Here is a 26,634-nt window from a genome sequence, read left to right on the forward strand (position 1 = left end):
GGCCATGCGCGATAACGCCAAGGACCCTCAGCGCCATGCCCAGCGCATGGCGGCCAAGCAGAAGATCATGCAGGCGCGTATCGCCGGAGCCCAGAAGGAGCAGGGCCTGCTGCTGGTGCTCACCGGCCCGGGCAAGGGCAAGAGCAGCTCCGGCTTCGGCATGCTGGCGCGTGCCTTGGGCCACGGCATGAAGGTAGGCGTGGTGCAGTTCATCAAGGGCACGCGGGAAACCGGCGAGGAGGCCTTCTTTCGTCAGGTGCCTGGCGTCGAGTATCACGTGATGGGCGAGGGCTTCACCTGGGATACCCAGGACCGCGAGCGCGACACCCGCGCCGCCGAGGCCGCCTGGGAGGTGGCCCGCGGCATGCTCAGCGATGCCAGCTTCGACCTGGTACTGCTCGATGAACTCAACATCGCTCTGCGCTACGACTACCTCGACCTCGATCGCGTGCTTGACGACCTGCAGGCGCGTCCGCCCATGCAGCACGTCGTGGTCACCGGCCGCTACGCTCCCGAGCAACTGATCGAGCTGGCCGATACCGTCACCGAGATGAAGGCGGTCAAGCACGCCTTCAAGGATCAGGAGTGAAAGCGCAGCCAGGAATAGAGCTCTAATCTCATGGCGACATTGATGATTCAGGGCACCACCTCGGACGCTGGCAAGAGCACGGTGGTGGCCGGGCTGTGCCGGGTGCTGGCGCGGCGAGGGGTGTCGGTGGCGCCGTTCAAGCCGCAGAACATGGCGCTCAACAGCGCGGTGACGGTGGACGGCGGCGAGATCGGCCGCTCCACCGCGCTGCAGGCACTGGCGGCAGGCGTCGAGCCCCACAGCGACATGAACCCGGTGCTGCTCAAGCCCGAGAGCGACCGCGGCGCCCAGGTGATCCTGCGCGGGCGGGTCCACGGTCACATGGACGCGCTGGACTACCACGCCTACAAGCGCACCGCGCGGGAGAGCGTGCTGGCGGCGTGGCAGGCGCTGTCGTCGCGCTTCGACGTGATCGTCGCCGAGGGGCGGGCAGCCCGGCCGAGATCAATCTGCGCGCCAACGACATCGCCAACATGGGCTTCGCCGAGATGGTCGACTGCCCGGTGGTGCTGGTCGGCGACATCGACCGCGGCGGCGTCTTCGCCCAGCTGGTCGGCACCCTGGCGCTGCTCAGCGAGAGCGAGCGCTCACGTACTCGTGGCTTCATCGTCAACCGCTTTCGCGGCGACATCGCCCTGCTCGAGCCGGGGCTCGACTGGCTCACCGAGCGCACCGGCAAGCCGGTATTCGGCACGCTGCCCTATCTGCAGGGCCTGCTGCTCGACGCCGAGGACAGCATCGGCCGCAGCGGGCGGGTGGGGGCGGGGAGCACGCTCAAGGTCGTGGTACCGGCGCTGCCGCGTATCAGCAACCACAACGACTTCGACCCGCTGCGCCTGCACCCGCAGGTCGATCTGACCTTCGTCGGGCCCGGCCGAGCGATCCCGCCGGCGGACCTGATCATCCTGCCCGGCAGCAAGAGTACCCGCAGCGATCTCGCCTGGCTGCGCGCCCAGGGCTGGGAGGAAGCATTACAACGGCACCTGCGCTACGGCGGCCGGGTGCTCGGCATCTGCGGCGGCTTGCAGATGCTGGGCCGGGTGGTGCACGATCCTGACGGCCTGGAGGGGGCAGCGGGCTCCAGTGAAGGGCTCGGGCTGCTCGATCTGGAGACTCGAATGGTGGCGGGCAAGCAGCTGCGCAGCGTGAGTGGGCGCTTGCTACCCGAAGGGGTGCCGGTCGACGGCTACGAGATCCACAATGGCGTCAGCAAGGGGCGGCGCTGGGGCGGCCGCTGTGCGAGCTGCAAGGGCGCCCCGACGGTGCCATCAGTCGCGATGGCCAGGTGATGGGCACCTACCTGCACGGCCTGTTCGAGCGGCCCGAGGCGTGTGCGGCGCTGCTGGCGCGCTGCGGCCTGGTCAGTAACGGGCAGGCGGTGGACTACGCGGTGCATCGCCAGCGCGAGTTGGACCGGCTGGCGGAGTGCCTCGAAGCCCATCTGGACATGGCGGCTCTGGGCAGGCTGCTGGCCTTCTAGGCCGCTCAGCTGCCTTATTCTTTAGTGTTAGCCCAGGCGGCAGGCGGCTTGTGTTGCTGTGGGTAACGCCCTGTCGACGACGCTGCTCTCGCCCCGGCGCCGGAAAGTTGACGTTAACGTCAACTTGCCAGGAGTGGTGGCTATCTTGTCGACAACTTCTCCGATTTCATGGTCTCTCGAACGACCCCTTTGCGCTGTTCCGCGCCTTCCTGCGCGTCGCAGCGTGTAAGTTGTCGACAGGGAGGGCTCGCCAAGCTGCATTTCACTCGTCACAAGGTCGAATGTTCGCTTTCCGTGCAGGCGCGTAAAACCAGCGTCAACCAATAAAAACAACAATCCACCAGAGGATCGTCATCAACAAAACAGAACCGCTGAGGTAATCGACGTGCTGCTCAAACGCGAATACGGCCAGGAGCATCCCTATTGGCCGATGGGGCCTTTCAAGGTCCGCCTGCCCTTTATCCACTTCAAGTGGGCCATTCCCGAAACCATCCAGGCCATGGTGATGTTCGTCATCTCCTTGGGCATGATCCCGTTGCTCGAGCAGTATCTGGGCGTGCCCTACGAAGTGGGCCTGGCCTTCGTGGTGGTGTGCGGCATCGGCTTCATTTTGCCGCCGCTGCTGGGGGTGCCGTTCATCGCAGGCTGGATCACCCCGGCGATTCCCGTGGTACTGCTGTTCATCGGCCAATACGAGCCGGGTCCCGACGCCATGCGTGCGATGGTGGCGCTGCAGCTGATGGTCACCGCCATCTTCCTGTTCATGGCCGTGACGCGGCTGGGCAGCAAGCTGGTCAACAATGTGCCGTCGTCGATCAAGGCGGGTATCCTGTTGGGCGCGGGCATCGCCGCCATCAGCGGCGAGATCGTCGAAGGAGGGCGCCTCTACAACACACCGATTTCGCTCGGCATCGGCGGCCTGATCACTCTCTATGTACTGTTCTCGCTCTCCTTCCGCGACCTGGCCGAGAAGTACCGCTGGGCGCGTAACATCGTCGCCTTCGGCATGGTGCCGGGCATGCTGATCACCATGGCGATCGGCTGGGGCGTTGGCGAGTACGGCATGCCGACGGTGGAGTGGGGCATCGCCGTGCCCGACTTCGCCAGCATCTGGGCCTACCTGCCGTTCTCCATCGGCGCGCCGCCGATCGAGCTGATGGTGGCAGCGATTCCTACTGCAATCATCGCCTACATCATCGCCTTCGGTGACATCGTGGTCGGCCAGACCCTGCTTAAGCGCGTCGACCACCTGCGCCCCGACGAGAAGATTGAAGTCAACGTTGATCGGGTGCACCTGATCACCGGCATCCGCAACCTGATGCACTCGCTGCTGGCCCCCTACCCGGGCCTGGCCGGCCCGCTGTTCACCGGCGGCATGGCCACCGTGACCGAGCGCTACCGCTATGGGCGCAAGGCCATGGATACCATCTACTCCGGTACCGGGGTGTTCTGGATCGTTGGTTTCTTCGCGCTGTTCCTGCTGCCGCTGGTGACCTTCTTCCGCCCAGTGCTGCCCATCGCGCTCTCCATCACGCTGCTGATCACCGGCTACCTGTGCATCGCGGTGGCCGTGGAGCAGATCAAGAACGCCACTGCCATGGGCGTGGCCGGGATCATGGGCGTGGTCCTGGCCACCCACGGCGCTGCCTGGGGCCTGGGCATCGGCCTGATCCTCTACTTCCTGATCGAGCACCGGTCACGCAGTGCCCGTGAGCTGGAAGAGCAGGAGCCGATTTCGGTGGAAGACGACATGGTGGTAGAGCGGGACGAGAACGAACCGCAGCCGGCGACGCGCTGATTTGCCACGCGCCGGGCAGTACGCAAGCGGGCCGGGGATTCCCCGGCCCGCTTGCGTTCAAGGGTGGCTTGAGCGTGCGGCGCGTTTCAGTCCGGTGCGATGGGCAGCTGGCGCTTGTGCGCGGTGCCCCGGTAGGTGGTCAGGATCGTCTCATAGGCCTGTTCGGAGACCTCCTCGTTTTCCAAGAATGCATCGATCTCCTCGTAGCTGACCCCCATGGCCACCTCGTCGAGTTTTTGCGGGGCGAGCGACTCGAGGTCGGCGGTGGGCGGCTTGTGCACCAGCGCCTCCGGCGCCCCCAGATGCTCGCCGAGCAGGCGTACCTGGCGTTTGCTCAGGCCGGTGAGGGGGCAACGTCGCAGGCGCCGTCACCGTACTTGGTGAAGAAGCCCATCAGCGCCTCGGCGGCCTGGTCGGTGCCGATGACAAGCCCGCCCCGGGCGCCGGCCACGGCGTACTGCGCCACCATGCGCTGGCGCGCCTTGATATTGCCCAGCACGAAGTCGCGCTGGTGGGCATCCTGAAACGCGAGCCCACCCTGTTCCAGCGAGGCCAGCAGGGTGTCGCTGCCGTCGCGAATGTTCACGTCCAATACTTCGTCCGGCTGGATGAACGTCAGCGCCTTTTCGGCATCATCGGCATCCTGCTGCACGCCATAGGGCAGGCGCATGGCGATGAAGGTGGCGGACTTACCCTGGTCGCGCAGCTTTTCCACGGCAAGCTGCGCCAGGCGGCCCGCCACGGTGGAGTCGACGCCGCCGCTGATGCCCAGTACCAGTGCCCGCTGGCCGCTTTGCTGCATGGTCTCGACCAGGAAGTCGCGGCGTCGCTCGATCTCCTCTTGGGGATCGATCTCGCCGCGTGCGCCCAGCGCCACGCCGATGGCGCGCTGCACCGCGCGCCGCGACGTCGAGTCCCCGCTCGGCCCCTGCCGTGCCTGCTCTCGGCAAAGCTGGTGGTAGTGCGGCAGGCGTTCCAGAGCGTAGTGGGCGGCGGCCAGGCGCACCTCGTTGCGTTCGCCGTCGAAGCGGCGCGTTTCGCAGAAGTGGTAATGGTGACTATCCACTCGAAAGGCCCAGGCGAAGCAGACGGTGCCGACCGGGGTGTCGTCGTCGCCGGGGCTGGGGCCGGCGACGCCGGTGTTGGCAACCGCCACATCGGCATCGTTGTTGTTCAGCGCGCCTGCCGCCATCTCGCTGGCCACCGCTTCGCTGGTCAGGCCATGGCGTTCGATGGTGGCGAAGCTGACGCCCAGGTAGCGATTCTTGGAGGGCGGCGAGTAGACGGCCAGGCCGCAGTCGATGCCCTGGCCGCTGCCGGGCACGCGGGCCAGCTCCGAGACGATCAGCCCGGCGGTGCAGGATTCGGCCGTGGCCAGCTTCAGTTCGTTGTCGATCAGATAGTCCGTAATGCGATTCAGCAGTTCCATTGCTCCATCTCCTGAGCGGCGTCTAGCCTGGTAGGCAGGTCCTCTAACCCTAGGTCATAAGGCCGCTGGGGGGCGAGTCGGGAAATCGGGATAGCCAGGGAGGTGGGCGCTGCCAATGGAATGCATCGACCAAGAACGAGTCCGGACGCTGAATGAGATCGTGACGCGAGAGCGCGAGTATCGCCACGAGAGTGAGATGACGTCATTCACGGAGCAGGGCGACGCTGACTGGGAGCGGGTCGGGATCGCCATGACAGGGGCCGATGGAAGCACTGCCCGAGCCGGTAGCGCCGAGGAGCGCTTTCCGATGGAGAGCGTATCCAAGGCGCTGACGCTGGCTCTGGCGCTGGAGGATGTCGGCGCCGAGGCGCTGTTCGAACGGGTCGGCATGGAGCCCTCGGGCGATCCTTATCACTCCATCGCCACGCTTGAGGAGGGTGAAATGGGCATCCCCTCCAATCCCATGATCAACGCCGGCGCCATTGTCACGACGGCCATGATCCGCGGCGCCGACGGGGAGGAGCGCTTTGTGCGGCTGCGCGAATTCTTTCGGCGCCTCTCGAACAACCCTACGCTTGACTACGACCCGGTCATGTTCGAGGCCGAGGACCAGGATCTCAACCGGTCGCTCTTTTACTACATGCGTAGCCACGATGTGTTCAAAGGCAGCGAGGAAGACCTGCTGGTGCCCTATCTCAAGCAGACTTCCATCGAGCTCACCTGCGTGGACCTGGCACGCATCGCCGCGGTGCTGGCCAACGGTGGGCGCGACCCGGAGAGCGGCGAGCGCCTTATCGGCGAGGAGACGGTGCGTATCGTGCTGACCCTGATGTTCACCACCGGCATGTACGATCAGTCGGGCCGCTACGCCCTCGAAGTGGGCATGCCGTCAAAGAGCGGCGTGTCCGGGGCGATTCTGGCGGTGGCGCCCGGGCGCTGGGGCTTCGGCGTGATCGGCCCCGCGCTCAACGAGCATGGCAACAGCATAGCTGGCCTGAGAATGTTGAAGCAGCTCTCGCAGCGCTGGCAGTTGGGTAGGTTCGCCTGAACCGGCTGCGCCTCAGGCCCGGTCCGGCGGCGGGGCGATATCGGCGAAGCGGGTGGGGTCGTCGCTGATCGCACCGTCGACCCCCAGCGCCAGCGGTCGGCGAAGGCGGCGGGATCGTTGGCGGTGTAGCACAGCAGGCGATAGCCCGCGGCCTTGATTTCGTCGGCGCGCTTGGCGGTCAGCCGCGTCCAGTCGGTATGGATGCTGTAGGCATCGAGGCCCTCGCACAGCGGCTGCCACTTCTGCGGCACGCTCTCGGTCAGCACGCCGATGGGCAGCAGCGATGCATCGGCCAGCGAGCGCGCCTGGCGCAGCGCCACGGCATCGAACGAGGACACGATCAGGCGCTGCGGCGGCAGCGCATCGAGCAGGCGCGGAATCACGGCCTCGGCGAGCTCGCTGCCGCTGCGGCGGCTGGTCACCTTGAGCTCCATGTTCACGCCCATGTCCAGCTCCACCAGCAGCGCCAGCATCTCGTCGAGCGTGGCCATGCGCTCGCCGCGAAAGGTGTCGCCGAACCAGGCGCCCACGTCGAGCCTGCGGGCCTTGGCCAGGTCGAGCGTGGCCAGCCTGCCGTGGCCGTCCGAACAGCGCTTTAGCGTGCTGTCGTGCCAGATCACCGGCGTGCCGTCGCCGAGCAGTTGGACGTCGAGTTCCACCCACTGGCAGCCGGCCGTATGGGCGGCGCGCACGGCGGCCAGGGTGTTTTCGGGCGCCTGGGCGGAGAGGCCGCGGTGGGCGATCAGGCGGGGCAGGGCAACGTCGGGGTGAGCGGCTGGCATGGAAGGCTCCGGAGGCGGTTTCTCGACAGGGTAGCGCAACGCGATGACAACGTGGCGACACGGATGACCATGTGGCGATACAAGGCATGGGCGGCAATGGGGGAGACTATGCTGGTCTTGCCGGCTTTCACGAGGCAACGAGGCAATGCATGAAGGTGATCACGCCCGAGCGCGACGAGCAGCGCGATGCCTGGCTCGCGCGGCTGTGCGCCGACGTCTACGGTAGGGAGGCGGGGCTGGCGCCCCTGGTGACCTTCACCGGTACGCGACAGATTCTGTTCGCCCAGGAAGCCGCACGGCTCTGGGCGCTGGTAGACGACCAGGGCCGGCCCGGCGCGCTGGCGCTGCTGATCCTCGATGCTACGGGTACCGGCATGTCGCTGCGGCTGCATGCCTCGCCCGGTGGCGACCGCGAGAGCGAGCGGCGGCTGATCCGCGAGCTGGCGCAGAAGGCGCCGCTGCGGGTCGATGCAGCGGACCAGGACGAGGAAGCCTTCTTCCAGCGCTGCGGCGTCAACCGCTGGTTCGCCGCCCCCGGTGGCAGGCGCATCGGGCTGGCGCGGCGCCATCCCGCCCAGCGGGTGGATGACTTGGCGGCCCCCATGGCCTTCGACGACGAGGCGATCGTGCGGCGCTTCAAGCATGATCCGCATTTCTTCGAGCAGGAGAAGGCCTGTTTCGTCGAGCGCCTGGCCGCCTTCCCCGGCTGAACGCCGCGGTGGGGCTTGACCCACCGCGCCAAGGGCGCTTGGATGAAGCCCCTGACACGATAGTGAACAAAAGGAAGGTGACATGGCCAAGCGCATCCAGTTTGCTCGCACCGGTGGTTCCGAGGTGCTTGAACTCGTCGACGTGACCCCGGCCGATCCGGCCGCCGGTGAGGTTCGGGTCCGCAACGAAGCTATTGGGCTCAACTTCATCGACATCTACTTCCGCACCGGCCTCTATCCGGCGCCCGGGCTGCCTTCGGGGCTCGGCACCGAGGGTGCCGGCGTGGTCGACGCCGTGGGCGAAGGCGTCAGCCACCTGCAGGAGGGCGACCGGGTGGCCTATGCCCAGGGTCCGCTGGGCGCTTACGCCGAGTACCACGTGCTGCCTGCTGACAAGGTGGTCGCATTGCCCGAGGGCATCGACGCGGAAACGGCTGCGGCCAGCATGCTTAAGGGCCTGACTGTGCAGTACCTGCTGCGCCAGACCTGCCCGCTCGAAGGCGGCGAGACGATCCTGTGGCACGCTGCCGCGGGTGGCGTGGGTTCTATCGCCTGCCAGTGGGCCAAGGCGCTGGGCGTCAAGGTGATCGGTACCGTGAGCTCCGCGGAGAAGGCGGCACTGGCCAAGGCCAATGGCGCCTGGGAAACCATCGACTATACCCGAGAAGACGTCGTCGAGCGGGTGCGCGAGCTGACGGGCGGCGCGATGTGCGATGTGGTCTACGACTCGGTGGGCAAGGACACCTGGCTCACGTCGCTGGACTGCCTCAAGCCGCGCTCGCTGATGGTCAGCTTCGGCAACGCCTCGGGCGCCGTCGAGGAGTGAATCTCGGCATCCTCAATCAGAAGGGCTCGCTGTTCGTCACCCGCCCCAGCCTCAACGGCTATGCCGACACCCGTGAACGGCTGGAGGCGATGTGCCGCGACCTGTTCGAGATGCTCGGCAGCGGCAAGGTCAAGGTCGAGATCGGCCAGCGCTACCCGCTGGCCGAGGCGGGCAAGGCCCAGGACGCCCTGGCCGGGCGCCAGACCACCGGCTCTACCATCCTGGTGCCCTGAGGCGGCTTTACTGGCTCCCCCTTCACTGATTTTCTTTTCCATCCGCTGACGTTGCAGCATCACCACATTGCCCCCTCTGCCGGTCGCCCCCGTGGGCGACCGGCTCGATCACAGCGAGGCGCCGAGTTCGGCGATCATCGTCTCGCGGTGCTTCAGCGCCGCCAATCCAGTCGTCCCCAGTACGCTGGCCACTTCACTCAGCAGGCCCTGCGCGAGCAGCAGGAAGGCACACATGCTGTTGCTGTAGAACAGACTGTGGTTGGGCACCGTGAAGCTGTGCCGCGCAACCCGAGCCAGGGGAGAGCTTTCCGAATCGGTCAGGGCGATGACCACGATCCCGTGGCGGGCCGCCACCTCGGCGGTGGCCAGCACGCTCGGCGTGTAGGGAAAGCAGCTTGCCACCACCAGTACGTCGCCGGGATCGAGCTGGGCCAGGGCATCGGCGACGCCTTGCCGGCCCGCGTCGAGGGGGCGACATCGGGGCGCAGCATTCCCAGTCCATAGGCCATGAACAGCGCGAGGGAGTGGAACTGGCGCATGCCGTGCACGCGCACCCGATGGGCCCTCGCCAGCAGCGTCACCGTCTGCTCGAAGGCCGCTGGATCGATTCGCTCCAGCAGGCTCGCCATGTTGGCGCTCTCTTGCCGACCCAGGCGGCTCAGTCGGGTCAGCCCCTGGGTATCGCCGCCGGCTTCGAGCAGGCGCGAGGCCTGGTCGCTGTAGAAGCTCTGGCCTTCGGTAACTTCACGGCGAAACACATCCTGCAGCTGGCCGAAACCGCCATAGCCCAGGCGCTGGGCCAGGCGCGAAAGCGTCGAGGCATTCACGCCCAGCTGATCCGCCAGCTCGCTGATGGACGAGACCGCGGCCTGTTGCGGTGCCTCGATCAGCAGCGCAAGTACGTGCCGGGAGCGCTTGCCCAGCCGGATATCCGCTTCGCCGGCCTCGATGGCCTTGAGCCGTTGCCTTAGGCCGCTCAGCGTTTCCGGGGGTGGCGTGGTGGTGTCTGTCATGGCGTCGCTTCACAGTTGTCGGGGATGGCGTCGTTGGGTAAGGCATCTTGTGCTTTATTTGTGCAAATATAAATTGCAAATTAATATAGAGCATCTATATTTTGCATATTATCCACCCGGAGGATTACATGAGCCACGTCTTCCATCGCAGCTTGACGCAGGAGTACCCCACGGCCGTGAAAGGCGACGGCCCTTACCTGATCGACGCCCAGGGGCGGCGCTACCTGGATGCCTGCGGTGGCGCCGCGGTCTCCTGCCTGGGGCACAGCGATGCCGCCGTCATCGAGGCCATCCGCGAGCAGGTAGGCAAGGTGGCCTACGCTCATACCTCCTTCTTCACCACCGAGCCGATGGAAGCGCTGGCTGATTTCCTGGTCGAGCGCGCTCCTGCAGGGCTCGAGTCGGTCTACTTCGTCTCGGGCGGCTCCGAGGCGATGGAAGCGGCCCTGAAACTGGCGCGCCAGTACTTCATCGAAATCGGCCAGCCGCAGCGCAGGCACCTGATTGCGCGCCGCCAGAGCTATCATGGCAACACCTTGGGGGCGCTCGCCACCGGCGGCAACGCCTGGCGGCGCCAGCAGTTCGAGCCGCTGCTGATCGATGTCAGCCATGTCAGCCCCTGCTACGCCTATCGCGGCCTACAGCCGGGCGAGTCCCCGGAGGAAATGGGCGTACGCCTGGCCCATGAGCTGGAAAGCGAGATCCTGCGCCTGGGCGCGGAGAACGTGATGGCCTTCGTGGCCGAGCCGGTGGTGGGCGCCACCATGGGCGCGGTGCCAGCGGTGCCGGGGTACTTCAAGCGGGTCCGCGAAGTGTGTGACCGCCATGGCGTGCTGCTGATCCTTGACGAGGTGATGTGCGGCATGGGGCGCACCGGCAGCCTGTTCGCCGCCGAGCAGGAGGGCATCACCGCCGACCTGATCACCATCGCCAAGGGGCTCGGGGCCGGCTACCAGCCGATCGGCGCCACTCTGGTCAGCGGACGTATCCGCGAGGCCATTGCCAATGGTTCGGGCTTCTTCCAGCACGGCCATACCTATATCGGCCATGCTACCGCCTGTGCCGCGGCCCTGGCGGTGCAGAAGAGCCTCCAGCAGCGCGACCTGCTGCCCCGGGTGCGCGAGCTGGGCGAGGGGCTGCAGCGGCGCCTGGCCGAGCGCTTCGGCGACCACCCGCATGTCGGCGACATTCGCGGCCGGGGGCTCTTCCTGGGGTTGGAGCTGGTAGCCGACCGTGCCACCCAGGCGGCGTTCGAACCCGAGCGCAAGGTGCATGCCCGCGTCAAGCAGGCCGCCATGCAGGCGGGGCTGATGTGCTATCCCATGGGCGGCACGCTCGACGGCCGCCAGGGTGATCACATCCTGCTGGCGCCGCCCTTCATTCTTGATGAGAGCCATCTGGACGAGATCGTCGACAAGCTTGATACCGCTCTGCGCAGTGCGCTGGCTGGCCGATAAGGAGACGCGCATGGCCATCGAATCCCGCCTGACCCCGCTCGACGAGACGCGCATGGATGCCGACCAGCGCCGCGTGCTGGAGGAGATCCTCAGCGGCCCGCGCGGCAACCTGGACGGCCCCTTCCTGGCCTGGATCCACAGCCCGGGCCTGGCCGATCACGCCCAGCGGCTGGGCGCCTTCTGCCGCTACGGCACGCGGCTGGAGCTGCGCCTGACTGAACTGGCCATCCTGGTCACCGCCGCCTGGTGGCAGTCCCAGGCCGAGTGGCAGATCCACGCACCTATCGCCCGCGAGGCGGGAATCGACGATGCCGTGATCGAGGCGCTGCGCGCGGGGCGGGAGCCGCTCTTCGAGCGCGACGACGAGCGCCTGATCTATCGCCTGGGCACCACGCTTTACGCCACCCGGCGCGTCGACGCGGCGCTCTATGCCGAGGCCGTCGAGGCCTTCGGTGAACCCGCCGTGGTCGAGCTGGTGGGCGTGTTCGGCTACTACGCCCTGGTGGCCATGACTCTGAATGTCTTTGCGGTCCGGCGCGACACCGATGCCCCCCTGCCGTTCCCCGAGCCGTAAGGCCGGCGCCAGTCCAGGCGCATGAGCGCCAAGGTCACCCGGCTGCGGCCGGGTGCCTTGCGCACCGCCCTCCATCGCTTCGCCTTGCCCGGTCCGGCTCTTCAACTTGTGTTGGAAGCTCAAGAAAAGGCTGGATTTTTCTTGATTGGCTGGTGTGCTGGTGTGCTGGAGTCTCGAGTCGACTGGAGAGCCGCAGGGATATGGCCAATCATACGCTGGTGTTCATCGTGCTGGGCCTCACCCTGGCCGCGTTCGTCTGGGGTCGCTTTCGCTACGACCTGGTGGCGCTTTCCGCACTGCTCGTCTCGGTGATGCTGGGGTTGGTTCCCGCCGACCAGGCCTTCATGGGATTTGGCCACCCGGCGGTGATCACGGTGGCCGCCGTGCTGGTGCTCAGCCGTGGCTTCGAGCGCTCCGGCGTGGTCGACATGATCGCCGAGCAGGTGCTCAAGGTCGGTGACCGGCTGTTCCTGCAGCTCGTGGCGCTGACCACCACGGTGGTGGTGCTCTCGGCCTTCATGAACAACGTGGGCGCGCTGGCGCTGCTGCTGCCGGTCGCCATGCGGCTCGCCCGCGAGCACGATACCTCTCCTTCGCTGCTGCTGATGCCGCTGGCCTTCGGCTCCCTGCTCGGTGGGCTGATGACCCTGATCGGCACGCCGCCCAACATCATCATCGCCAGCTATCGCGGTTCGGTATCGGGCGACACCTTCGGCATGTTCTCGTTTTTTCCGGTAGGCGCCGTCGTGGCCCTGGCGGGGCTCGCCTTCATCGTGCTGCTGGGCTGGCGGCTGGTGCCCGACCGGGCGGGAAAGGCATCCACCGAGGAGATGTTCGATACCGCCAACTACCTTACCGAGATGAAGGTGACCGAGGACTCGAAAGCGGCCGGATGGACCCTGCGCGAGCTCCAGCGCGAGCTGGAAGAGACCATCCCCGTGCTGGCGGTGTTGCGTGGGGACCAGCGCCGCGCCGGTCATGCCTTTCTCGGAGTGCTGAAGGAGGGGGATATCCTGCTGGTCGAGGCGGGGCCAGAGGAGATGAAGCTGCTCGAGGACAAGGCCGGGCTCAGCCTGGGTGTGAGCGCCGATGAACAGCGCGATCCGCAAGCAACCGCAGCGTCGAAGGCTGACGAGGACAAGCCCCAGGCGAGCAGGAAAGCGGAAAAAAGGCACAGCGGAAGGAGCGCAAGGAGGAGCGAAAAGCCACCGACACCGAGGGGCTGGAGCTGCTCGAAGCCGTGGTGCGCAATGACTCCATGATGGTCAATCGCACCGTCACGCAGCTGCGCCTGCAGAACCAGTATGGCCTCCACCTGGTGGCGGTGGCCCGCGATGGCGGGCGCCTCAAGCAGCGGCTGCGCGATATTCGCTTTCGCCCCGGCGACGTGCTGCTGCTGCAAGGCGGCGAGAGCAACCTCACCGAAAGCCTGGCCACCCTGGGTTGCCTGCCCCTGGCAAGGCGCAATCTGCCGCTGGGACAGCCTCGCATGCTGCTGATCTCCCTCGGAATCTTTGCCCTGGCCCTGGTCGCCATGCTGGCGGACCTGTTGCCGGCCGCCGTGGCGCTATCCGCTGCCGCCTTGGCGGCGCTGCTGGTGGGCGTGCTGTCCTTGCGCGACGGCTACCAGGCCATCGACGGGCCGGTGATCGTCCTGCTTGGCGCCATGATACCGGTCGGCCAGGCGCTCGAGACCAGCGGCGGGGCCAAGCTGATCGCCGACTCGCTTCTCCTGGCAGGCGAGCAGTGGCCCGTGCTGGTGCTGCTGATCGGCCTGTTTGCGGTGTCGATGCTGCTTTCCAACGTGATCAACAATGCGGCGGCGGCGCTACTGATGGCGCCCATCGCCGCCAGCCTCGCCGAAGGCTTCGGCGTGTCGATCGACCCGTTCCTGATGATCATCGCGGTCAGCGCCTCCTGCGCCTTCCTGACCCCCATCGGCCATCAGTCGAACACGCTGGTCATGGGCCCCGGAGGCTATCGTTTCGGTGACTACTGGAAAATGGGCCTGCCGCTGTCGCTGATGGTGATGGTCGTGGCGCTGCCTATGATCCTGCTGGTCTGGCCTTTGTAGGAGAGAAAACGAAAAACCCCGGCCGCTGGGCCGGGGTTGGGTAGGGGCTGACCGAGCCTACGCGGCGTTGTGGCGCAGGATGTTGGCCTTGTCGGTGGCGAACTCGTCGTACTCGAAGTCGTCCACGCTGAGCAGCTCGAGCACCTCGGCTTCGAAGCGGCGCATGAACTCGGCGTCCTCCTCGCTGACCAGGCCCTTCTCGCGGGCCGCCTCCAGGCGTACCTCGGGGTGCAGCGCCTCACGCGGCAGGTCGCCCTTGGCATAGGCCTTGTTGACCGTGCGGTAGAGCGCCTCGGCGCGGTCATACTCGGCCAGCAGGGCGTTGTAGTGGGCCAGCGGATTGTCCTTGGCGCCGTCGTTGTCCTGCCAGGTTTCGCGCAGCAACTTGGCCCGCAGCGCAGTGTCGCGCGATACCGCCTGGGCAATCCTCGCGTCAGGGCGTCGGCAGGGCGTTTCCAGCGCCTCCCCGTCGGCATCGTCACGGCGCGCAGCACGCCGCCCAGCGCCCGGTTGGGCAGGTTGTCGAACAGCTCGTCGAAGGCCTGCTCGGCGCGCTGCAGCAGGTGGGTACAGCTGTAGTGGAGCAGGGCGGCTTCGCCCTCCACCTTGTCGCCCTCCTGCCAGTGCTTGAGCACCATCGAGGCCAGGTAGAGGTTGGAGAGCACGTCGCCGAGGCGCGCCGAGATCATCTCGCGCTGCTTCAGGGCCGAGCCGAGGCTGGCCATGGCGGCATCGGCGCACAGGCTGAAGGCGGCGGAGAGGCGCGCCATGTCACTGGCATAGGGTGCGGCGATCGCATCGAAGGGCACGCTTGGCTTGCCGATGCCGAGCCCCATGGTGAAGGCGCGGGCGGCGTTGCCGAAGACCAGCGCGGCATGGCCGAAGAAGGCGTGGTCGAAGGCCTTGAGGTCGTTGCTGTCGGAGGCAGCCAGCTCCTTGAGCACGAACGGATGGCAGCGAATGGCGCCCTGGCCGAAGATCATCAGGTTGCGGGTCATGATGTTGGCCCCTTCCACCGTGATCGAGACCGGGTTGGCGCTGTAGCCGATGCCCAGGTAGTTGCGTGGGCCCAGGGTCACCGCCTTGCCGCCGTGAATGTCCATGGCATCGGAGAGTCCGAGGCGCTGGAACTCGGTGAGCTGGCTCTTGAGGATCGCCGAGGGCACGGCAGGCTTCTCGCCGCGGTCGATGGTGTTGGCAGTCTGGTAGACGGCGGCCTGGGCGATATAGCCCAGCGAGGCCAGGCGCGCCAGGGGCTCCTGCACCCCTTCCATTTCCACCACCGGCACGTTGAACTGGCGGCGAATGCGGCCGAAACCGCCGGTCCAGCCCAGGGCGTAGCGCATGGTGCCGCTGGCGCCGGAGGGCAGGGTGATGCAGCGGCCGATGGAGAGGCACTCCACCAGCATGCGCCAACCCTGGCCGATCATCTCGGTGCCGCCGATGATGGTATCCAGCGGGACGAAGACGTCCTTGCCCTTGATCGGGCCGTTGAGGAACGGGCTGCCGATGGGGTGGTGGCGGCGGCCGATCTCCATGCCGGCGGTGTTGCGCGGTACTAGGGCGAGGGTGATGCCGCGGTCCTCTTCCTCGCCCAGCAGGTGGTCGGGGTCGAACAGGCGGAAGGCCAGGCCGACCACGGTGGCGATGGGCGACAGGGTGATCCAGCGCTTCTCGAAGTTGAGGCGCAGACCCAGCACCTCTTCACCGTCGATCACCTGCTTGCACACGATGCCGGTGTCGGGCAGCGAGGTGGCGTCCGAACCCGCACGCGGCCCGGTGAGGCCGAAACAGGGGATCTCGCGGCCGTCGGCCAGGCGCGGCAGGAAGTGATCCTTCTGCGCCTGGGTGCCGTACTCGAGCAGCAGCTCACCAGGGCCGAGGAGTTGGGCACGCCCACCGTGACCATCAGTGTCTCGCTGATGGAGAGCTTCTGCAGCACCAGCGACTGGGCCTTGGCCGAAAACCCGAGGCCACCGTACTCCTTCGGAATGATCATGCCGAAGAAGCGCTCCTTCTTCAGGTATTGCCATAACGCCTCGGGTAGGTCGGCGCGCTCCTTGGCGATCTCCCAGGCGTTACACATGCCTGCCGCCACCGAGCACTGGTGATCGATGAAGGCGCGCTCCTCCTCGGTCAGGCCATCGTCGCGGTAGGCCATCAGCTTGTTCCACTGTGGGCGGCCCGAGAACAGCTCACCGTCCCACGCCACGGTGCCGGCTTCCAGCGCGGTGCGCTCGGTTGCCGACACCTTGGGCGAGACGCGCTTGAACATGGCGAACAGCCTCGGGGTAAGCCACTGGATGCGCAGGGCAGGCAGACCGGCCACGGCCACCGTCACTGCGCCGAGCAGCAGCAGCACGCCGAGCACGGGGAGCCCAGCAGCAGGCCCGCCAGGCCGAGCACGCCAAGCAGGATCAGGGTCGGCATGGCGCCGGCCTCGCGGCGCATCACGGCCAGCAGGCCGACGACGGTGAGAAGCAGAAGGATGAGGGTGAGCATGGGGCGCTCCCTTGGTTCGCGTTTAGAACAGTTGTTTGAACGAATCAGACTAGCCCATCTCACCCTGAGTGGCCAGCCCTGCGGCAGGGCTGAGACGCCCACATGGTGGAGTGATCTTCGACAGCGGAGCGTCGGCCAGGGTGGCGACGTCGATAGCCGCCTAGGCGGCGTGCAAAGACGAGGGTGAACGCCTTGCCTGTTGGTTCCGCTTCGTGCATAATCTTGCCGCGTCAAACAGGCAATGCCTGCTGTCGCTTGGCTACGTAGCTCAGCTGGTTAGAGCACATCACTCATAATGATGGGGTCCCCTGTTCAAATCAGGGCGTAGCCACCAGATCCTGAACGCCCGCACGATTTCTCGTGCGGGCGTTCTGCTATGTGCCTGGCAGGTGTGAGAATCTGCCCTTGACCTGACAAGAGCGATCCGTATACTACGCACCGTGTTCAGGCCATTCCCGGATAGCTCAGTCGGTAGAGCAAGTGACTGTTAATCACTGGGTCGCAGGTTCGAGTCCTGCTCCGGGAGCCATAAACACAGCGCCGGTCTTGACGTTCGTCATTCCTCGATAGCTCAGTTGGTAGAGCAAGTGACTGTTAATCACTGGGTCGCAGGTTCGAGTCCTGCTCGAGGAGCCATCGGCTCGCCAGTTCAAGGAAGGAGCCCCTTCCTGTTCGTATCGTTCCCGGATAGCTCAGTCGGTAGAGCAAGTGACTGTTAATCACTGGGTCGCAGGTTCGAGTCCTGCTCCGGGAGCCAATTCTCTGTTTCCTTGTCAGCTCGCTTCCTTGTTGTTGCGCCCTGCATATTTCTTTGCATCCAGTCAGCGGCTGTGAACCCTGTCTTCCGTGAGTCGTGTTGGCCTTAATGCGGCGAGCCGGCTGTCAGGTAGCGGCGCTCGATGCTCTCGGCTGCCACTGCGGGGCTGCAAAGATACCCCTGATACCCCCAGCAGCCCTGTTCGGCGAGAAACGCCCGCTCCTCCTCGGTTTCCACTCCCTCGGCAACGGTGCGCAATTCGAGCGTACTGGCCAGCGCAATGATGGCGCGCACGATCGCCTGTTTCTTCCTGTCGTGCTGCACGCCCTGCACGAAACTCATGTCGATCTTTACAGTGTCGATGGGGAAGTCGCGCAGGTAGGAGAGACCTGAATACCCCGTGCCGAAATCATCGATCGAAAGCGTCACGCCCAGTTGCTTCAGTTCGCGCAGCGTCGACAGGGTATGCGTCAGGTCGAGCATGGCCACGTGTTCGGTGACCTCGAGTTCCAGCTGCTGCGGAGGAACCGTGCTCTTCTCCAACCACTGCGCCAGTTCGGCCACGAAGTTCGCTCGGGAAAAGAGCGAGGCCGACACGTTCACGGCCACGGGGAGCGGCGGGTGGCCCTGCTGCCGCCAGCTTGCCAGCTGGGCGATTACCGTCTTCAGCATCCAGCGGTCAATGGCCACGATCTGGCCGCTGCTTTCGGCCAGTGGAATGAACTCGCAGGGAGAAATCATGCCTCGCTGTGGGTGCTGCCAGCGTACCAATGCCTCGAAACCGACCACGCGCCCATCGGCAATGCATACCTTGGGCTGAAACCAGGCCTGCAGCTGGTTGTCGCGCAGAGCGTCGTTGAGCTCGCCGCGCAGGGTCAGGCGACTCTGGGCCAGGTGCTGCATGCTCGCCGCGTAGAAGACGTAGGCGCCGCGTCCGCGTGCCTTGGCCTGGTACATGGCCGTGTCCGCGGCCTGGATCAGCTCGTCGAGCTGCGAACCGTCGCCAGGCGCTTGGGCTACCCCGATGCTGCAGCCCACATGCACCGGCTGAGCGCCGAGCTGATAGGGTCGGCGCACGCTGCGGATCAGCCGCTTGGCCAAGGCGCGGGCCTCCTCCCGGCCGCCTTCCATCAATACCACGAACTCATCGCCGCCGAAGCGTGCCAGCGTATCGCCTTCGCGCAGCTCACCGCGCAGCCGGTCCGCCACCTGCCGCAGCAGCCGGTCGCCCTGTGGATGTCCCATGGCATCGTTGACGTGCTTGAATTCGTCAAGGTCGATGAACAGCACCGCCAGCTTCGGCAAGCCGGCGCTCCTGGCATCGAGGATCTGGCTGAAGCGGCTTTCCAGGAGCAGGCGGTTCGGGAGACCCGTGAGTGTATCGTAGTTGGCCAAGTGGTGAAGCTGTTCCTCGGCCTTGACCCTCTCGGAGACGTCTTCCATCACCGCGATGAAATGCTCGATGGCAGCGTCATCGCCGCGCACGGCCGTGATGGTGCCACGCTGGGGGTAGAGTTCGCCGTTGCGGCGCCGATTCCAGAACTCGCCGGCCCAGTAGCCCTCTTCCAGCAGGCTTCGCCATAGCTGCTGGTAGAAAGCCTTGTCCTGGCGGCCAGACTGCAGCACGCGCGGGTTCTGGCCAATCACCGCGTCGCGGCTATGGCCGGTGATGCGGGTGAAGGAGGGGTTGACGTCGAGTATGTGCCCTCCGGCGTCGGCAATGATGATGGACTCGTGACTGTGCTCGAACACCTCGGAGGTAAGCTTCAGGCGCTGGCGGTCCTCAAGCATGCTCATGGCAAAGGCGATGTTGCCTGCCATTTCGTTGAACAGGCGCACCATGTCGGCATCGAACACACGCCCCTGCTGGTTGAAGATGGTAAGCACGGCCTGGGTCGGCTTACCTTCGGTGCGGATGGGGAAAGCTGCCAGGGCGCCTTGCTCGGAAGCAAAAGCATTGAGCGGGCAGTGTGCGAGGGCAGGGCATGCCCGGCAGCTGTCCTGAATATGGTACCGGCCCTCGCGCATGACGCGCTGCTCCAATTGGCACTCAAGCTTTCGGTCGGTGGTCGGCGGCAGGATGCCGGCGCCCTTGCGTACGCAGACAGTGCCGGGCAACAGCCCGGCGCCTGCCAGCTGCGGCCAGGCTTCCGCGCGCGGATCGGCTGTGATGCACGCCTGGAAGAAGGAGGTTTCCTGCGTGATGGTGGTGCAGGTGCGTTCGAACAGCTGGGCTGGGGTGAGCTTGAGATTGACCAGCGTCTGGTTGATGTGGCTAAGCATCTCGTACATGTCGCGCATTTTCTGCGCCTGGCCCAGCGCCCGGCGGCGTTCGCCGATCAGCGCGCCTAGGAGCCACACGATCATCAGATTGATCAACATAAACAGCGAGAGTACGAGCAGGCTGTCATGGGTATCGCCTGCGCTTAGGGCATCCGCCATGACGGCCACGAGGCTGGTGCACAGCACCACGAACAGGCTGGTCGCAAGCGGTAGCCGAATGGCAACGATCACCAGCAGCGGGGTGAGCAGGAAGCTGTAGGTGGCCAGCGCCTGGCCCGCCGGGTTGCGGATAGAAAAGGTGGCGGCGGCTGCGCCGCAGCACAGCAGCCAGAGCAGTACGGCTTCCGCGGTCGGGACGCGCGAAGATGTCGCTCGGTGGACTGCGCCGGGCAAAGGCTGGCTGTCAGCCTCGATTCGGTGCTTCAGGCGGCGGTGGATCATGCAGACCTCTGCTTCAAGGGGCGTGTCCTGCCGTGCTCACGGGCCTAGAAGCGCCGGGCCTGCCTTCCTGGTAGGAGAGGCCATTGTATGCGACACCATGACCAAAGGCGCGTGCAATGCCTTAACGTTATTCGACGAACTTTTGGTGCGCAGGGTGCATGACCTGGCGGAACAATCGCCGCTATATGAAACGCCTGAACGAAGAGCTTGTGCAGCAGTAACGCCGCGGCGGGCGGCCGTGGTTTGTCGGCTCGGTGCAGCGGCGCGCAGCCGCCACAGCGGCGAAACAAATAGGCCCGGGAGAGTTTCCCGGGCCTGTTGTCGTATGCATGGCTAGGTTGAAGGGGTGGCGGGAGGAGGGCGCTGGTTAGAGCGCCCGGTCTGGCGACTCAGCGGGCGGCCAACCGCCGCTGGCTCAGCTCCGCATAGTCTGCCAGGATGGCCGCAGCCTCCAGGACCTGGATTCGCTCCACCGGCTCGTCGTCCTCGACGTCATCGTCCAGCCGAGCTTCCAAAAGCTCTTCCAGCGGCTCCATGCCCAGGGCGGTGCGGCGGCGATTTTCCAGCGCCAGCTGCTCGGCATCGCGCTGCTCCACTTCACGCTGACGCTGCTCGCGATCGAGGCTGACGCTTGTCTGCTCCTCTCGCAGGCGGCGTGTCAGTTCGACGCGCTCGCGCAGGTAGACGAAGTTCGGATGCGACTCGGCGCGATCCTGATGGCGTGAGCGCAAGGTTTCGAGATACTCCCACGGCTCGCCATAGTGGCGATACTGCACGGCCTGAACGGTGTCCCACTCCAGCGCATTGTCCAGGCTGCTCTCGCCGATTCGCTCGGGGTCGACCAGATCGGGGAAGAGAATGTCGGGCTCCACGCCGCGATGCTGCGTGCTCTTGCCGGAGATGCGATAGAACTTGGCCCGGGTCAGCTTGATCTGGCCATGGCTGAGGTCGAGCAGCGTCTGCACTGTGCCCTTGCCGAAGGTGGCGTTGCCCAGCACCAGGCCGCGTCCATAGTCCTGGATGGCGCCGGCGAAGATCTCCGAGGCCGAGGCCGAGAGCCGGTTAACCAGCACGGCCAGCGGCCCGTCATAGAGCGTGCCGGTTTCGGTGTCACCGTAGAGACTGATGCGGCCGCGAGCATCGCGAACCTGCACCGTGGGGCCCCGGTCGATGAACAGGCCGATCAGTGAGTTGGCTTCCTGGAGCGCGCCGCCGCCGTTGTTGCGCAGGTCGAGCATGATGCCGTCGATGCCTTCCGCCTTGAGGCGCTCGACTTCACGCGCCACATCGCGAGTGGTACTGCGGAACTCCTCCTGTCCCGACTGCCAGGCGTCGAAATCCACGTAGAAAGTGGGAATGCGAATCACGCCGATGCGCTTGGTGCCGTCTTCCTGGTTGATCTCGATGATCTCGCCCTTGGCGGCCTGCTCTTCCAGGTCCACGGTGTCGCGGGTGATCTCGACCTCGTGGCTGCGGGTCATGTCGACCACTTCAGCGGGCACTACTTCGAGGCGAACCACGGTGCCCTTGGGGCCGCGGATGAGGTCGACGACTTCGTCGAGGCGCATGCCGACGACATTTACCATGCCGTCCTGATCCTCCTGGCCGACTCCAATGATGCGGTCGGCGGGTTCCAGCACGCCGGCACGATCGGCCGGGCCGCCCGGCACCAGGCTGGTGACCTTCACGTATTCGCCGTCGGACTGCAGCATGGCGCCGATCCCTTCGAGGGAAAGACGCATCTGGATATCGAAGGATTCGCCCTGGCGCGGCGACAGGTATTCGGTGTGCGGGTCGATGCTGCTGGTCACGGCGGCCATGAACAGGCCGAAGACGTCTTCGCCATTGGTCTGGCGCAGCCGCGACAGCTGCCCTTCATAGCGCTGGCGCAGGTTGTTCTCGACCTGCTCGCTGTCCTGCCCGCTGATGTCGAGCGTGAGGGCGGCGTTCTTGAGTCGTTTCTGCCACAGCTCGTCGAGCTCCTCCTCGCTGCCGGCCCAGGAGGCTTCGCGACGATCCAGCTCAAGGCGCAGATCGCTGTCATAGCTGTAGTCGAGCCCGTGATCGATACGCTCGAGCAGCCACTCGAAGCGCGATTCGGCTCGGTCGTGGTAACGCTGGTAGAGTTCGTAGGCGGGCACCAGGTCGCCATCGAAGATCATGTCGTCGATGCGCGTCTCGAGGTGGCGAAAGTCCTCCACGTCACCTTCCAGCAGGAAGGAGCGCTGGCCATCGAGGACGTCCAGGTAGCGCTGGAAGGCCAGGCGCGACCACTCGTCGTCCAGCGCGATATCGGCATAATGGCCGTAGCGCAGCGACTCGGCGACCTCGACGGCAGCCTGGCGATGCACGTCACTCGGTGCGATCTTGGCTAGCGCGGCAGGGCTGCTCAGCATCAGCATTACCGCTGTGAACAGGATGGCTGAGTGCCGAGGTGCGACTAACAGGCTCATCAATGAAGCACTCCTGGTTTCGTGTACACTTCCTTCCCTAGACAAGCGTATGGCTCATGAGTTGCTAAGGCGGAAAGCCCATTGTAGCAGCTAACGCACCACTCACGACTCTCTATGAGGAACCCCATGTCTCGGGAAGCCCGACTTGATCGTCTGCTCCAGTTTCTTCACTGTTCGCCTACTCCTTGGCACGCCGTGTCGGCCATGGCGCAGCGGCTGGAGGCGGCTGGCTTCCGCTGTCTGGACGAATCCCGGCCCTGGGAGCTTGCCCCCGGCGAGCGGTGCTACGTGACCCGCAATGATTCGTCGATCGTGGCACTGCAGCTCCCGCGCGAGCGCCTTGATGCGCTGCGCATGATCGGGGCGCATACCGACAGCCCGGGCCTTCGGCTCAAGCCCAGCCCGGCGCAATCCAGCGCCGGCTGGCTGCAGCTGGGCGTCGAACTCTACGGCGGAGTATTGCTGGCGCCCTGGTTCGACCGCGACCTCGGCCTGGCGGGGCGGGTTCACGTGCGTCACCTTGACGGCCGGCTCGAAGGCCTGCTGCTGAAGGTCGATCAGCCGGTGGCGATCATTCCGAGCCTGGCCATTCACCTGGACCGCGATGTCAACAACGGCCGGGCGATCAACGCCCAGACCCAGATGGCGCCTGTTTTCCTCCAGGGAGGCGAAAAGCCCGACCTGCAGCGCCTGCTGCAGGAGTGGCTGACGGCACAGCATGGCCTGCGTGACGTCGAACTGCTCGACTTCGAGCTGGCGCTGTTCGACGTCCAGCCGCCGTCGCGCGTCGGCGTGCAGGGCGAGCTGATCGCCAGTGCGCGCCTCGACAACCTGCTCTCGTGCTTCATCGGCCTGGAGGCGCTGCTTGAGTGCGACGGCAGCCAGGGCGTGGTGCTGGTCGCCAACGACCATGAGGAGGTCGGCTCGGCCAGCGCCTGCGGTGCCCAGGGCCGTTCCTCGGCGACGTGCTGCGGCGGGTCAATGCCCGGCTCGGCGAACCCGGCGACGAAGGCTTCATCCGCCTGATCCAGGCCTCGCGGATGATCTCCTGCGACAACGCCCACGGCCTGCACCCCAACTTCACCGACAAGCACGATGCCGCGCATGGTCCCAGGCTCAACGGCGGACCGGTGATCAAGGTGAACGCCAACCAGCGCTATGCCACCAACAGTGCCACCGCCGCGCTGTTCCGCGACCTCTGCCGCGAAGCCGGCGTGCCGGTGCAGACCTTCGTCTCGCGCGCCGACATGGGCTGCGGCAGCACCATCGGGCCGATCACCGCCACTGAACTCGGCGTGCCGACCCTGGATGTCGGCGTGCCCCAGTGGGGTATGCACTCGATCCGCGAGACGGCCGGCAGTCACGACGTGGAGCACCTGACTCAGGCGCTGATCGCCTTTGCCAACCGCCCCGAGCTGGCCTGATCGGGGCGACCACGAAAAACCCGGCGCCAAGGCGCCGGGTTTTTTGATTCTGGTGGCTACGCCCTGACTCGAACAGGGGACCCCATCATTATGAGTGATGTGCTCTAACCAACTGAGCTACGTAGCCATTCAACGGGAGCGAAGTTTACGGACTCGCCCCCGTCAGGTCAAGCCTTGTTGCCACCAGGCTCAGACGTTGAAGCGGAAGTGGACCACGTCGCCGTCCTTGACTACGTACTCCTTGCCTTCCAGGCGCCACTTGCCGGCATCCTTGGCACCCTGCTCGCCGCCGAGTGCGACAAAGTCATCGTAGGCGATCACTTCGGCGCGGATGAAGCCTTTCTGGAAGTCCGTATGGATGACGCCGGCGGCCTCGGGGGCGGTGGCGCCGATCTTCACCGTCCAGGCGCGCACTTCCTTCACCCCCGCGGTGAAGTAGGTCTGCAGCCCGAGCAGCTTGTAGCCGGCGCGGATCACGCGGTCGAGTCCCGGCTCTTCCATGCCCATTTCGCCAAGGAACATGGCACGCTCTTCGTCATCCAACTCGGCGATTTCAGATTCGAGCTGGTTGCACACCGGCACCACCACGGCGCCTTCCTCGGCGGCGATCTCGTTGACCACGTCGAGATAGGGGTTGTTCTCGAAACCGTCCTCGTTGACGTTGGCGATGTACATGGTCGGCTTGAGCGTGAGGAAGCCGAAACTCTTGAGCTGCTTCTTGTCGTCCTCGTCGAGACCGAAGCTTCTCAGCGGCTGGCCCTCGGCCAGGTGTGGCTGAATGCGCTCGAGTATCGCCTTGGTGGCGATCGCGTCCTTGTCGCCCCCTTGGCCACGCGCACCAGGCGCTGGATGGCGCGCTCGACGGTATCGAGATCGGAGAGGGCCAGCTCCATATTGATGATTTCGATATCGGCGCGCGGGTCGACCTGGTTGGCCACGTGGATGACGTTGTCGTTGTCGAAGCAGCGCACCACATGGGCGATGGCCTGGGTCTCGCGGATGTTGGCCAGGAACTTGTTGCCCAGGCCCTCTCCCTTGGAGGCGCCCGCCACCAAGCCGGCGATGTCGACGAACTCCATGGTGGTGGGAATTACCTTCTGCGGCTTCACGATCTCGGCCAACTTGTCGAGCCGCGGGTCGGGCATGGGCACGATGCCGACGTTGGGCTCGATAGTGCAGAAGGGAAAGTTCTCAGCATCAATGCCGGACTTGGTCAGAGCGTTAAAAAGCGTGGACTTGCCGACGTTGGGCAGGCCGACGATACCGCAGTTGAAACCCATGGGATCTTCCTGGAAAGCATGTTCGAGAGTGGCGATTGATCGCTATTCTACGGGAAAGCGCGAGGTCGTCGTAAGTCCGGCGAGACGGCCTGCCGCCGGCTCAGGGCTTGAAGGCGTGCAAGCGGCTCATGGCACGCGCCCAGTCGCCGGTGATGGCCTGGGGCAGGGTATGGAGGCTCTCATGGATGGCGGCGCCAATGGCGCCCAGCTCGGCCTTGCCGGGGCGTGCCAGCACGTAATGCGTGACCTGGCGGGAGTCGCCAGGATGGCCGATGCCGATCCGCAGCCGATGAAAGCCCTTGTCGTTGCCCAGGGCGCTGATGATATCGCGCAACCCATTGTGTCCGCCGTGGCCTCCGCCGGTCTTGTAGCGGGCGCAGCCGGCGGGAATGTCCAGCTCGTCGTGGGCCACCAGCAGTTCGCCGGGCGTCAGCTTGAAGAACTGGCACAGTGCCGCCACCGAGGCGCCGCTGCGATTCATGTAGGTGGTGGGCTCGAGTAGGTGCAGTTCCTGGCCATCGAGTCGCACCTTGGCGTAGAGCCCGAGAAACTTCTTCTCCGGACGCAGCTCGGTGCCAGCCGCACGTGCCAGCAGTTCCACCAGCCAGGCGCCGGCATTGTGGCGGGTTTCGGCATACTCTTCGCCGGGATTGCCCAGCCCGATGATCGCTTTCACCTGAGACATGCGGTGTCTCCAAACAAAACAAGCGCCGCAGCGCTTGGTCGTGTCGGAAAGGGGCCGCCGCAGCGGCCCCAACGGCACAGGTTACTCGGCGGAACCTTCGCCTTCCTCGCCTTCGCCGGCATCGCTGCGGCCCTTGGGCTTGGAGATGCTCAGCACGGCGTTGTCGTGATCGGCGCCGTGGGTCAGCTCGACCAGGCTGACGCCGGCCGGCAGCTTGAGGTCGGAAAGGTGCAGCGTGGTGCCGATTTCGACGTCGGTGATGTCGACTTCCAGGAAGTCCGGCAGGTCCTTCGGCAGACAGCTGATCTGGACTTCATTGGAAAGCACGTGCAGCTCGCCGCCCTGGTCCTTAATGGCCTTGGACTTCGCCTCGCCGACCACGTGCAGCGGCACGTTGATGGTGATGGCGTGAGAGGCATCGACGCGCATGAAGTCGGCGTGAGTGACCACCGGCTTGTACGGGTGACGCTGCAGGTCGCGCACGACCACCTGCTCGCTCTTGCCGTCGATGACCAGGTTCAGCACCGAGGAGAAGAACGACTCGTCCTCGATGGCCTTGTAGAAGGCGGCCTTTTCGATGGAGATCGGCTGCGGCGCCTGCTCACCGCCGTAGACGATGGCCGGCACCTGGAGGTTCGCACGACGCAGGCGGCGGCTCGCACCTTTCCCCAGGTCGCTACGAACGCTGGCATTGAGAGTGAATTCGGACATGATGTTGCCTCTTGCTTAAGGTAAGGGATACACCGCCGACCGCGACCTGACGACGGCGTTCCCGAAAGCCCCGAAGGGCGCTACT

At 65.6% G+C, this 26,634-nt stretch carries 11 protein-coding genes, 5 tRNA genes and 9 pseudogenes; 14 read left to right on the plus strand and 11 right to left on the minus strand.

Translation table 11 applies throughout. The annotated features are described in order from the left end of the window. The first annotated feature begins 4 nt into the window (after nt 1-4). The 3 genes and pseudogenes from cobO to ACUDAL_RS04175 all read left to right on the plus strand — a co-directional run bounded on the left by cobO (nt 5) and on the right by ACUDAL_RS04175 (nt 3,867). Nucleotides 5-615 (plus strand): annotated as a pseudogene (gene cobO / locus ACUDAL_RS04165) (cob(I)yrinic acid a,c-diamide adenosyltransferase). A gap of 4 nt (nt 616-619) precedes the next feature. Next, nucleotides 620-2,069 (plus strand): annotated as a pseudogene (locus ACUDAL_RS04170) (cobyric acid synthase). Nucleotides 2,070-2,454: 385 nt separating this feature from the next. Next, nucleotides 2,455-3,867 carry a xanthine/uracil/vitamin C permease gene (locus ACUDAL_RS04175; RefSeq protein WP_444677242.1) on the plus strand — a complete coding sequence of 471 codons (1,413 nt, stop codon included), beginning with the start codon at nt 2,455-2,457 and terminating at the stop codon, nt 3,865-3,867. 86 nt (nt 3,868-3,953) lie between these two features. Here the strand turns inward: ACUDAL_RS04175 and nadE are convergent. Continuing rightward, nucleotides 3,954-5,296, minus strand: a pseudogene (gene nadE, locus ACUDAL_RS04180) (ammonia-dependent NAD(+) synthetase). A 196-nt stretch (nt 5,297-5,492) separates the two neighbouring features. Between nadE and glsA the strand changes: the two are divergent. Continuing rightward, complete coding sequence (gene glsA / locus ACUDAL_RS04185) at nt 5,493-6,344, plus strand: glutaminase A (protein ID WP_444677243.1); 852 nt, start codon at nt 5,493-5,495, stop codon at nt 6,342-6,344. Between the two features lie 143 nt (nt 6,345-6,487). On the opposite strand, the pseudogene ACUDAL_RS04190 reads toward glsA, so the two are convergent. Then, nucleotides 6,488-7,126, minus strand: a pseudogene (locus ACUDAL_RS04190) (glycerophosphodiester phosphodiesterase family protein); the annotation flags it as partial. A 149-nt stretch (nt 7,127-7,275) separates the two neighbouring features. Here ACUDAL_RS04190 and ACUDAL_RS04195 point away from each other — a divergent pair. Together ACUDAL_RS04195 and ACUDAL_RS04200 are read left to right on the plus strand one after the other, a co-directional pair. Then, nucleotides 7,276-7,836 carry a hypothetical protein gene (locus tag ACUDAL_RS04195; RefSeq protein WP_444677244.1) on the plus strand — a complete coding sequence of 187 codons (561 nt, stop codon included), beginning with the start codon at nt 7,276-7,278 and terminating at the stop codon, nt 7,834-7,836. An 82-nt stretch (nt 7,837-7,918) separates the two neighbouring features. Continuing rightward, nucleotides 7,919-8,895: pseudogene (locus ACUDAL_RS04200) on the plus strand (NADPH:quinone reductase). A gap of 108 nt (nt 8,896-9,003) precedes the next feature. On the opposite strand, the gene ACUDAL_RS04205 reads toward ACUDAL_RS04200, so the two are convergent. Both ACUDAL_RS04205 and ACUDAL_RS04210 read right to left on the minus strand, forming a co-directional pair. Beyond that, nucleotides 9,004-9,300 carry a MurR/RpiR family transcriptional regulator gene (locus ACUDAL_RS04205; RefSeq protein ID WP_444677245.1) on the minus strand — a complete coding sequence of 99 codons (297 nt, stop codon included), beginning with the start codon at nt 9,298-9,300 and terminating at the stop codon, nt 9,004-9,006. Next, complete coding sequence (locus tag ACUDAL_RS04210) at nt 9,213-9,908, minus strand: MurR/RpiR family transcriptional regulator (protein ID WP_444677246.1); 696 nt, start codon at nt 9,906-9,908, stop codon at nt 9,213-9,215. The genes ACUDAL_RS04205 and ACUDAL_RS04210 overlap by 88 nt, the downstream gene beginning before the upstream one ends. Before the next feature lie 128 nt (nt 9,909-10,036). Here ACUDAL_RS04210 and ACUDAL_RS04215 point away from each other — a divergent pair, with 128 nt between their 5' ends. From ACUDAL_RS04215 to ACUDAL_RS04225, 3 genes and pseudogenes are all read left to right on the plus strand, one after another. Next, a complete protein-coding gene (locus ACUDAL_RS04215) occupies nt 10,037-11,365 on the plus strand; it encodes an aspartate aminotransferase family protein (protein WP_444677247.1) in 1,329 nt (442 codons plus the stop codon). Nucleotides 11,366-11,375: 10 nt separating this feature from the next. Beyond that, nucleotides 11,376-11,939, plus strand: a complete 564-nt coding sequence (locus ACUDAL_RS04220) for a carboxymuconolactone decarboxylase family protein (protein ID WP_444677248.1) — start codon at nt 11,376-11,378, stop codon at nt 11,937-11,939. A 200-nt stretch (nt 11,940-12,139) separates the two neighbouring features. Further along, nucleotides 12,140-14,013, plus strand: a pseudogene (locus ACUDAL_RS04225) (SLC13 family permease). Between the two features lie 57 nt (nt 14,014-14,070). On the opposite strand, the pseudogene ACUDAL_RS04230 reads toward ACUDAL_RS04225, so the two are convergent. After that, a pseudogene (locus tag ACUDAL_RS04230) lies at nt 14,071-16,515 on the minus strand (acyl-CoA dehydrogenase). 257 nt (nt 16,516-16,772) lie between these two features. Between ACUDAL_RS04230 and ACUDAL_RS04235 the strand changes: the two are divergent. From ACUDAL_RS04235 to ACUDAL_RS04250, 4 genes are all read left to right on the plus strand, one after another. Further along, nucleotides 16,773-16,849: transfer RNA gene (locus ACUDAL_RS04235), tRNA-Met, on the plus strand. Between the two features lie 119 nt (nt 16,850-16,968). After that, nucleotides 16,969-17,044, plus strand: a tRNA-Asn gene (locus tag ACUDAL_RS04240). A 31-nt stretch (nt 17,045-17,075) separates the two neighbouring features. After that, nucleotides 17,076-17,151, plus strand: a tRNA-Asn gene (locus tag ACUDAL_RS04245). Between the two features lie 45 nt (nt 17,152-17,196). Beyond that, nucleotides 17,197-17,272, plus strand: a tRNA-Asn gene (locus ACUDAL_RS04250). A 105-nt stretch (nt 17,273-17,377) separates the two neighbouring features. On the opposite strand, the gene ACUDAL_RS04255 is transcribed toward ACUDAL_RS04250, so the two are convergent. Together ACUDAL_RS04255 and ACUDAL_RS04260 are read right to left on the minus strand one after the other, a co-directional pair. Next, nucleotides 17,378-19,996 (minus strand): EAL domain-containing protein, encoded by a 2,619-nt coding sequence (locus tag ACUDAL_RS04255; RefSeq protein WP_444677249.1) that lies wholly within the window; start codon nt 19,994-19,996, stop codon nt 17,378-17,380. 389 nt (nt 19,997-20,385) lie between these two features. Next, a complete protein-coding gene (locus ACUDAL_RS04260) occupies nt 20,386-22,449 on the minus strand; it encodes a carboxy terminal-processing peptidase (protein ID WP_444677250.1) in 2,064 nt (687 codons plus the stop codon). Nucleotides 22,450-22,575: 126 nt separating this feature from the next. Between ACUDAL_RS04260 and ACUDAL_RS04265 the strand changes: the two are divergent. After that, nucleotides 22,576-23,873: pseudogene (locus ACUDAL_RS04265) on the plus strand (M18 family aminopeptidase). A gap of 50 nt (nt 23,874-23,923) precedes the next feature. Here ACUDAL_RS04265 and ACUDAL_RS04270 read toward each other — a convergent pair. The 4 genes and pseudogenes from ACUDAL_RS04270 to ACUDAL_RS04285 form a co-directional block, all read right to left on the minus strand. Continuing rightward, a tRNA-Met gene (locus tag ACUDAL_RS04270) sits at nt 23,924-24,000 on the minus strand. Between the two features lie 62 nt (nt 24,001-24,062). Beyond that, nucleotides 24,063-25,153: pseudogene (gene ychF, locus ACUDAL_RS04275) on the minus strand (redox-regulated ATPase YchF). Between the two features lie 100 nt (nt 25,154-25,253). Beyond that, nucleotides 25,254-25,838, minus strand: coding sequence for an aminoacyl-tRNA hydrolase (gene pth, locus ACUDAL_RS04280; protein WP_444677251.1), 585 nt, complete (start codon nt 25,836-25,838; stop codon nt 25,254-25,256). A gap of 81 nt (nt 25,839-25,919) precedes the next feature. Beyond that, nucleotides 25,920-26,549: a 50S ribosomal protein L25/general stress protein Ctc gene (locus ACUDAL_RS04285; RefSeq protein ID WP_444677252.1), complete on the minus strand. Its 630-nt coding sequence runs from the start codon at nt 26,547-26,549 to the stop codon at nt 25,920-25,922. Nucleotides 26,550-26,634: the final 85 nt, after the last annotated feature.

The organism is Halomonas sp. E19, from assembly GCF_052439355.1.
Lineage (GTDB): Bacteria > Pseudomonadota > Gammaproteobacteria > Pseudomonadales > Halomonadaceae > Halomonas.

Excerpts from the sequence above, each read along its gene's own strand:
- ACUDAL_RS04260 (WP_444677250.1), bottom strand. The coding sequence starts at position 22,449 with ATGAGCCTGTTAGTCGCACCTCGGCACTCAGCCATCCTGTTCACAGCG.
- ACUDAL_RS04195 (WP_444677244.1), top strand. The coding sequence starts at position 7,276 with ATGAAGGTGATCACGCCCGAGCGCGACGAGCAGCGCGATGCCTGGCTC.
- ACUDAL_RS04215 (WP_444677247.1), top strand. The coding sequence starts at position 10,037 with ATGAGCCACGTCTTCCATCGCAGCTTGACGCAGGAGTACCCCACGGCC.
- pth (WP_444677251.1), bottom strand. The coding sequence starts at position 25,838 with ATGTCTCAGGTGAAAGCGATCATCGGGCTGGGCAATCCCGGCGAAGAG.
- glsA (WP_444677243.1), top strand. The coding sequence starts at position 5,493 with ATGACGTCATTCACGGAGCAGGGCGACGCTGACTGGGAGCGGGTCGGG.
- ACUDAL_RS04210 (WP_444677246.1), bottom strand. The coding sequence starts at position 9,908 with ATGACAGACACCACCACGCCACCCCCGGAAACGCTGAGCGGCCTAAGG.
- ACUDAL_RS04255 (WP_444677249.1), bottom strand. The coding sequence starts at position 19,996 with ATGATCCACCGCCGCCTGAAGCACCGAATCGAGGCTGACAGCCAGCCT.
- ACUDAL_RS04285 (WP_444677252.1), bottom strand. The coding sequence starts at position 26,549 with ATGTCCGAATTCACTCTCAATGCCAGCGTTCGTAGCGACCTGGGGAAA.
- ACUDAL_RS04220 (WP_444677248.1), top strand. The coding sequence starts at position 11,376 with ATGGCCATCGAATCCCGCCTGACCCCGCTCGACGAGACGCGCATGGAT.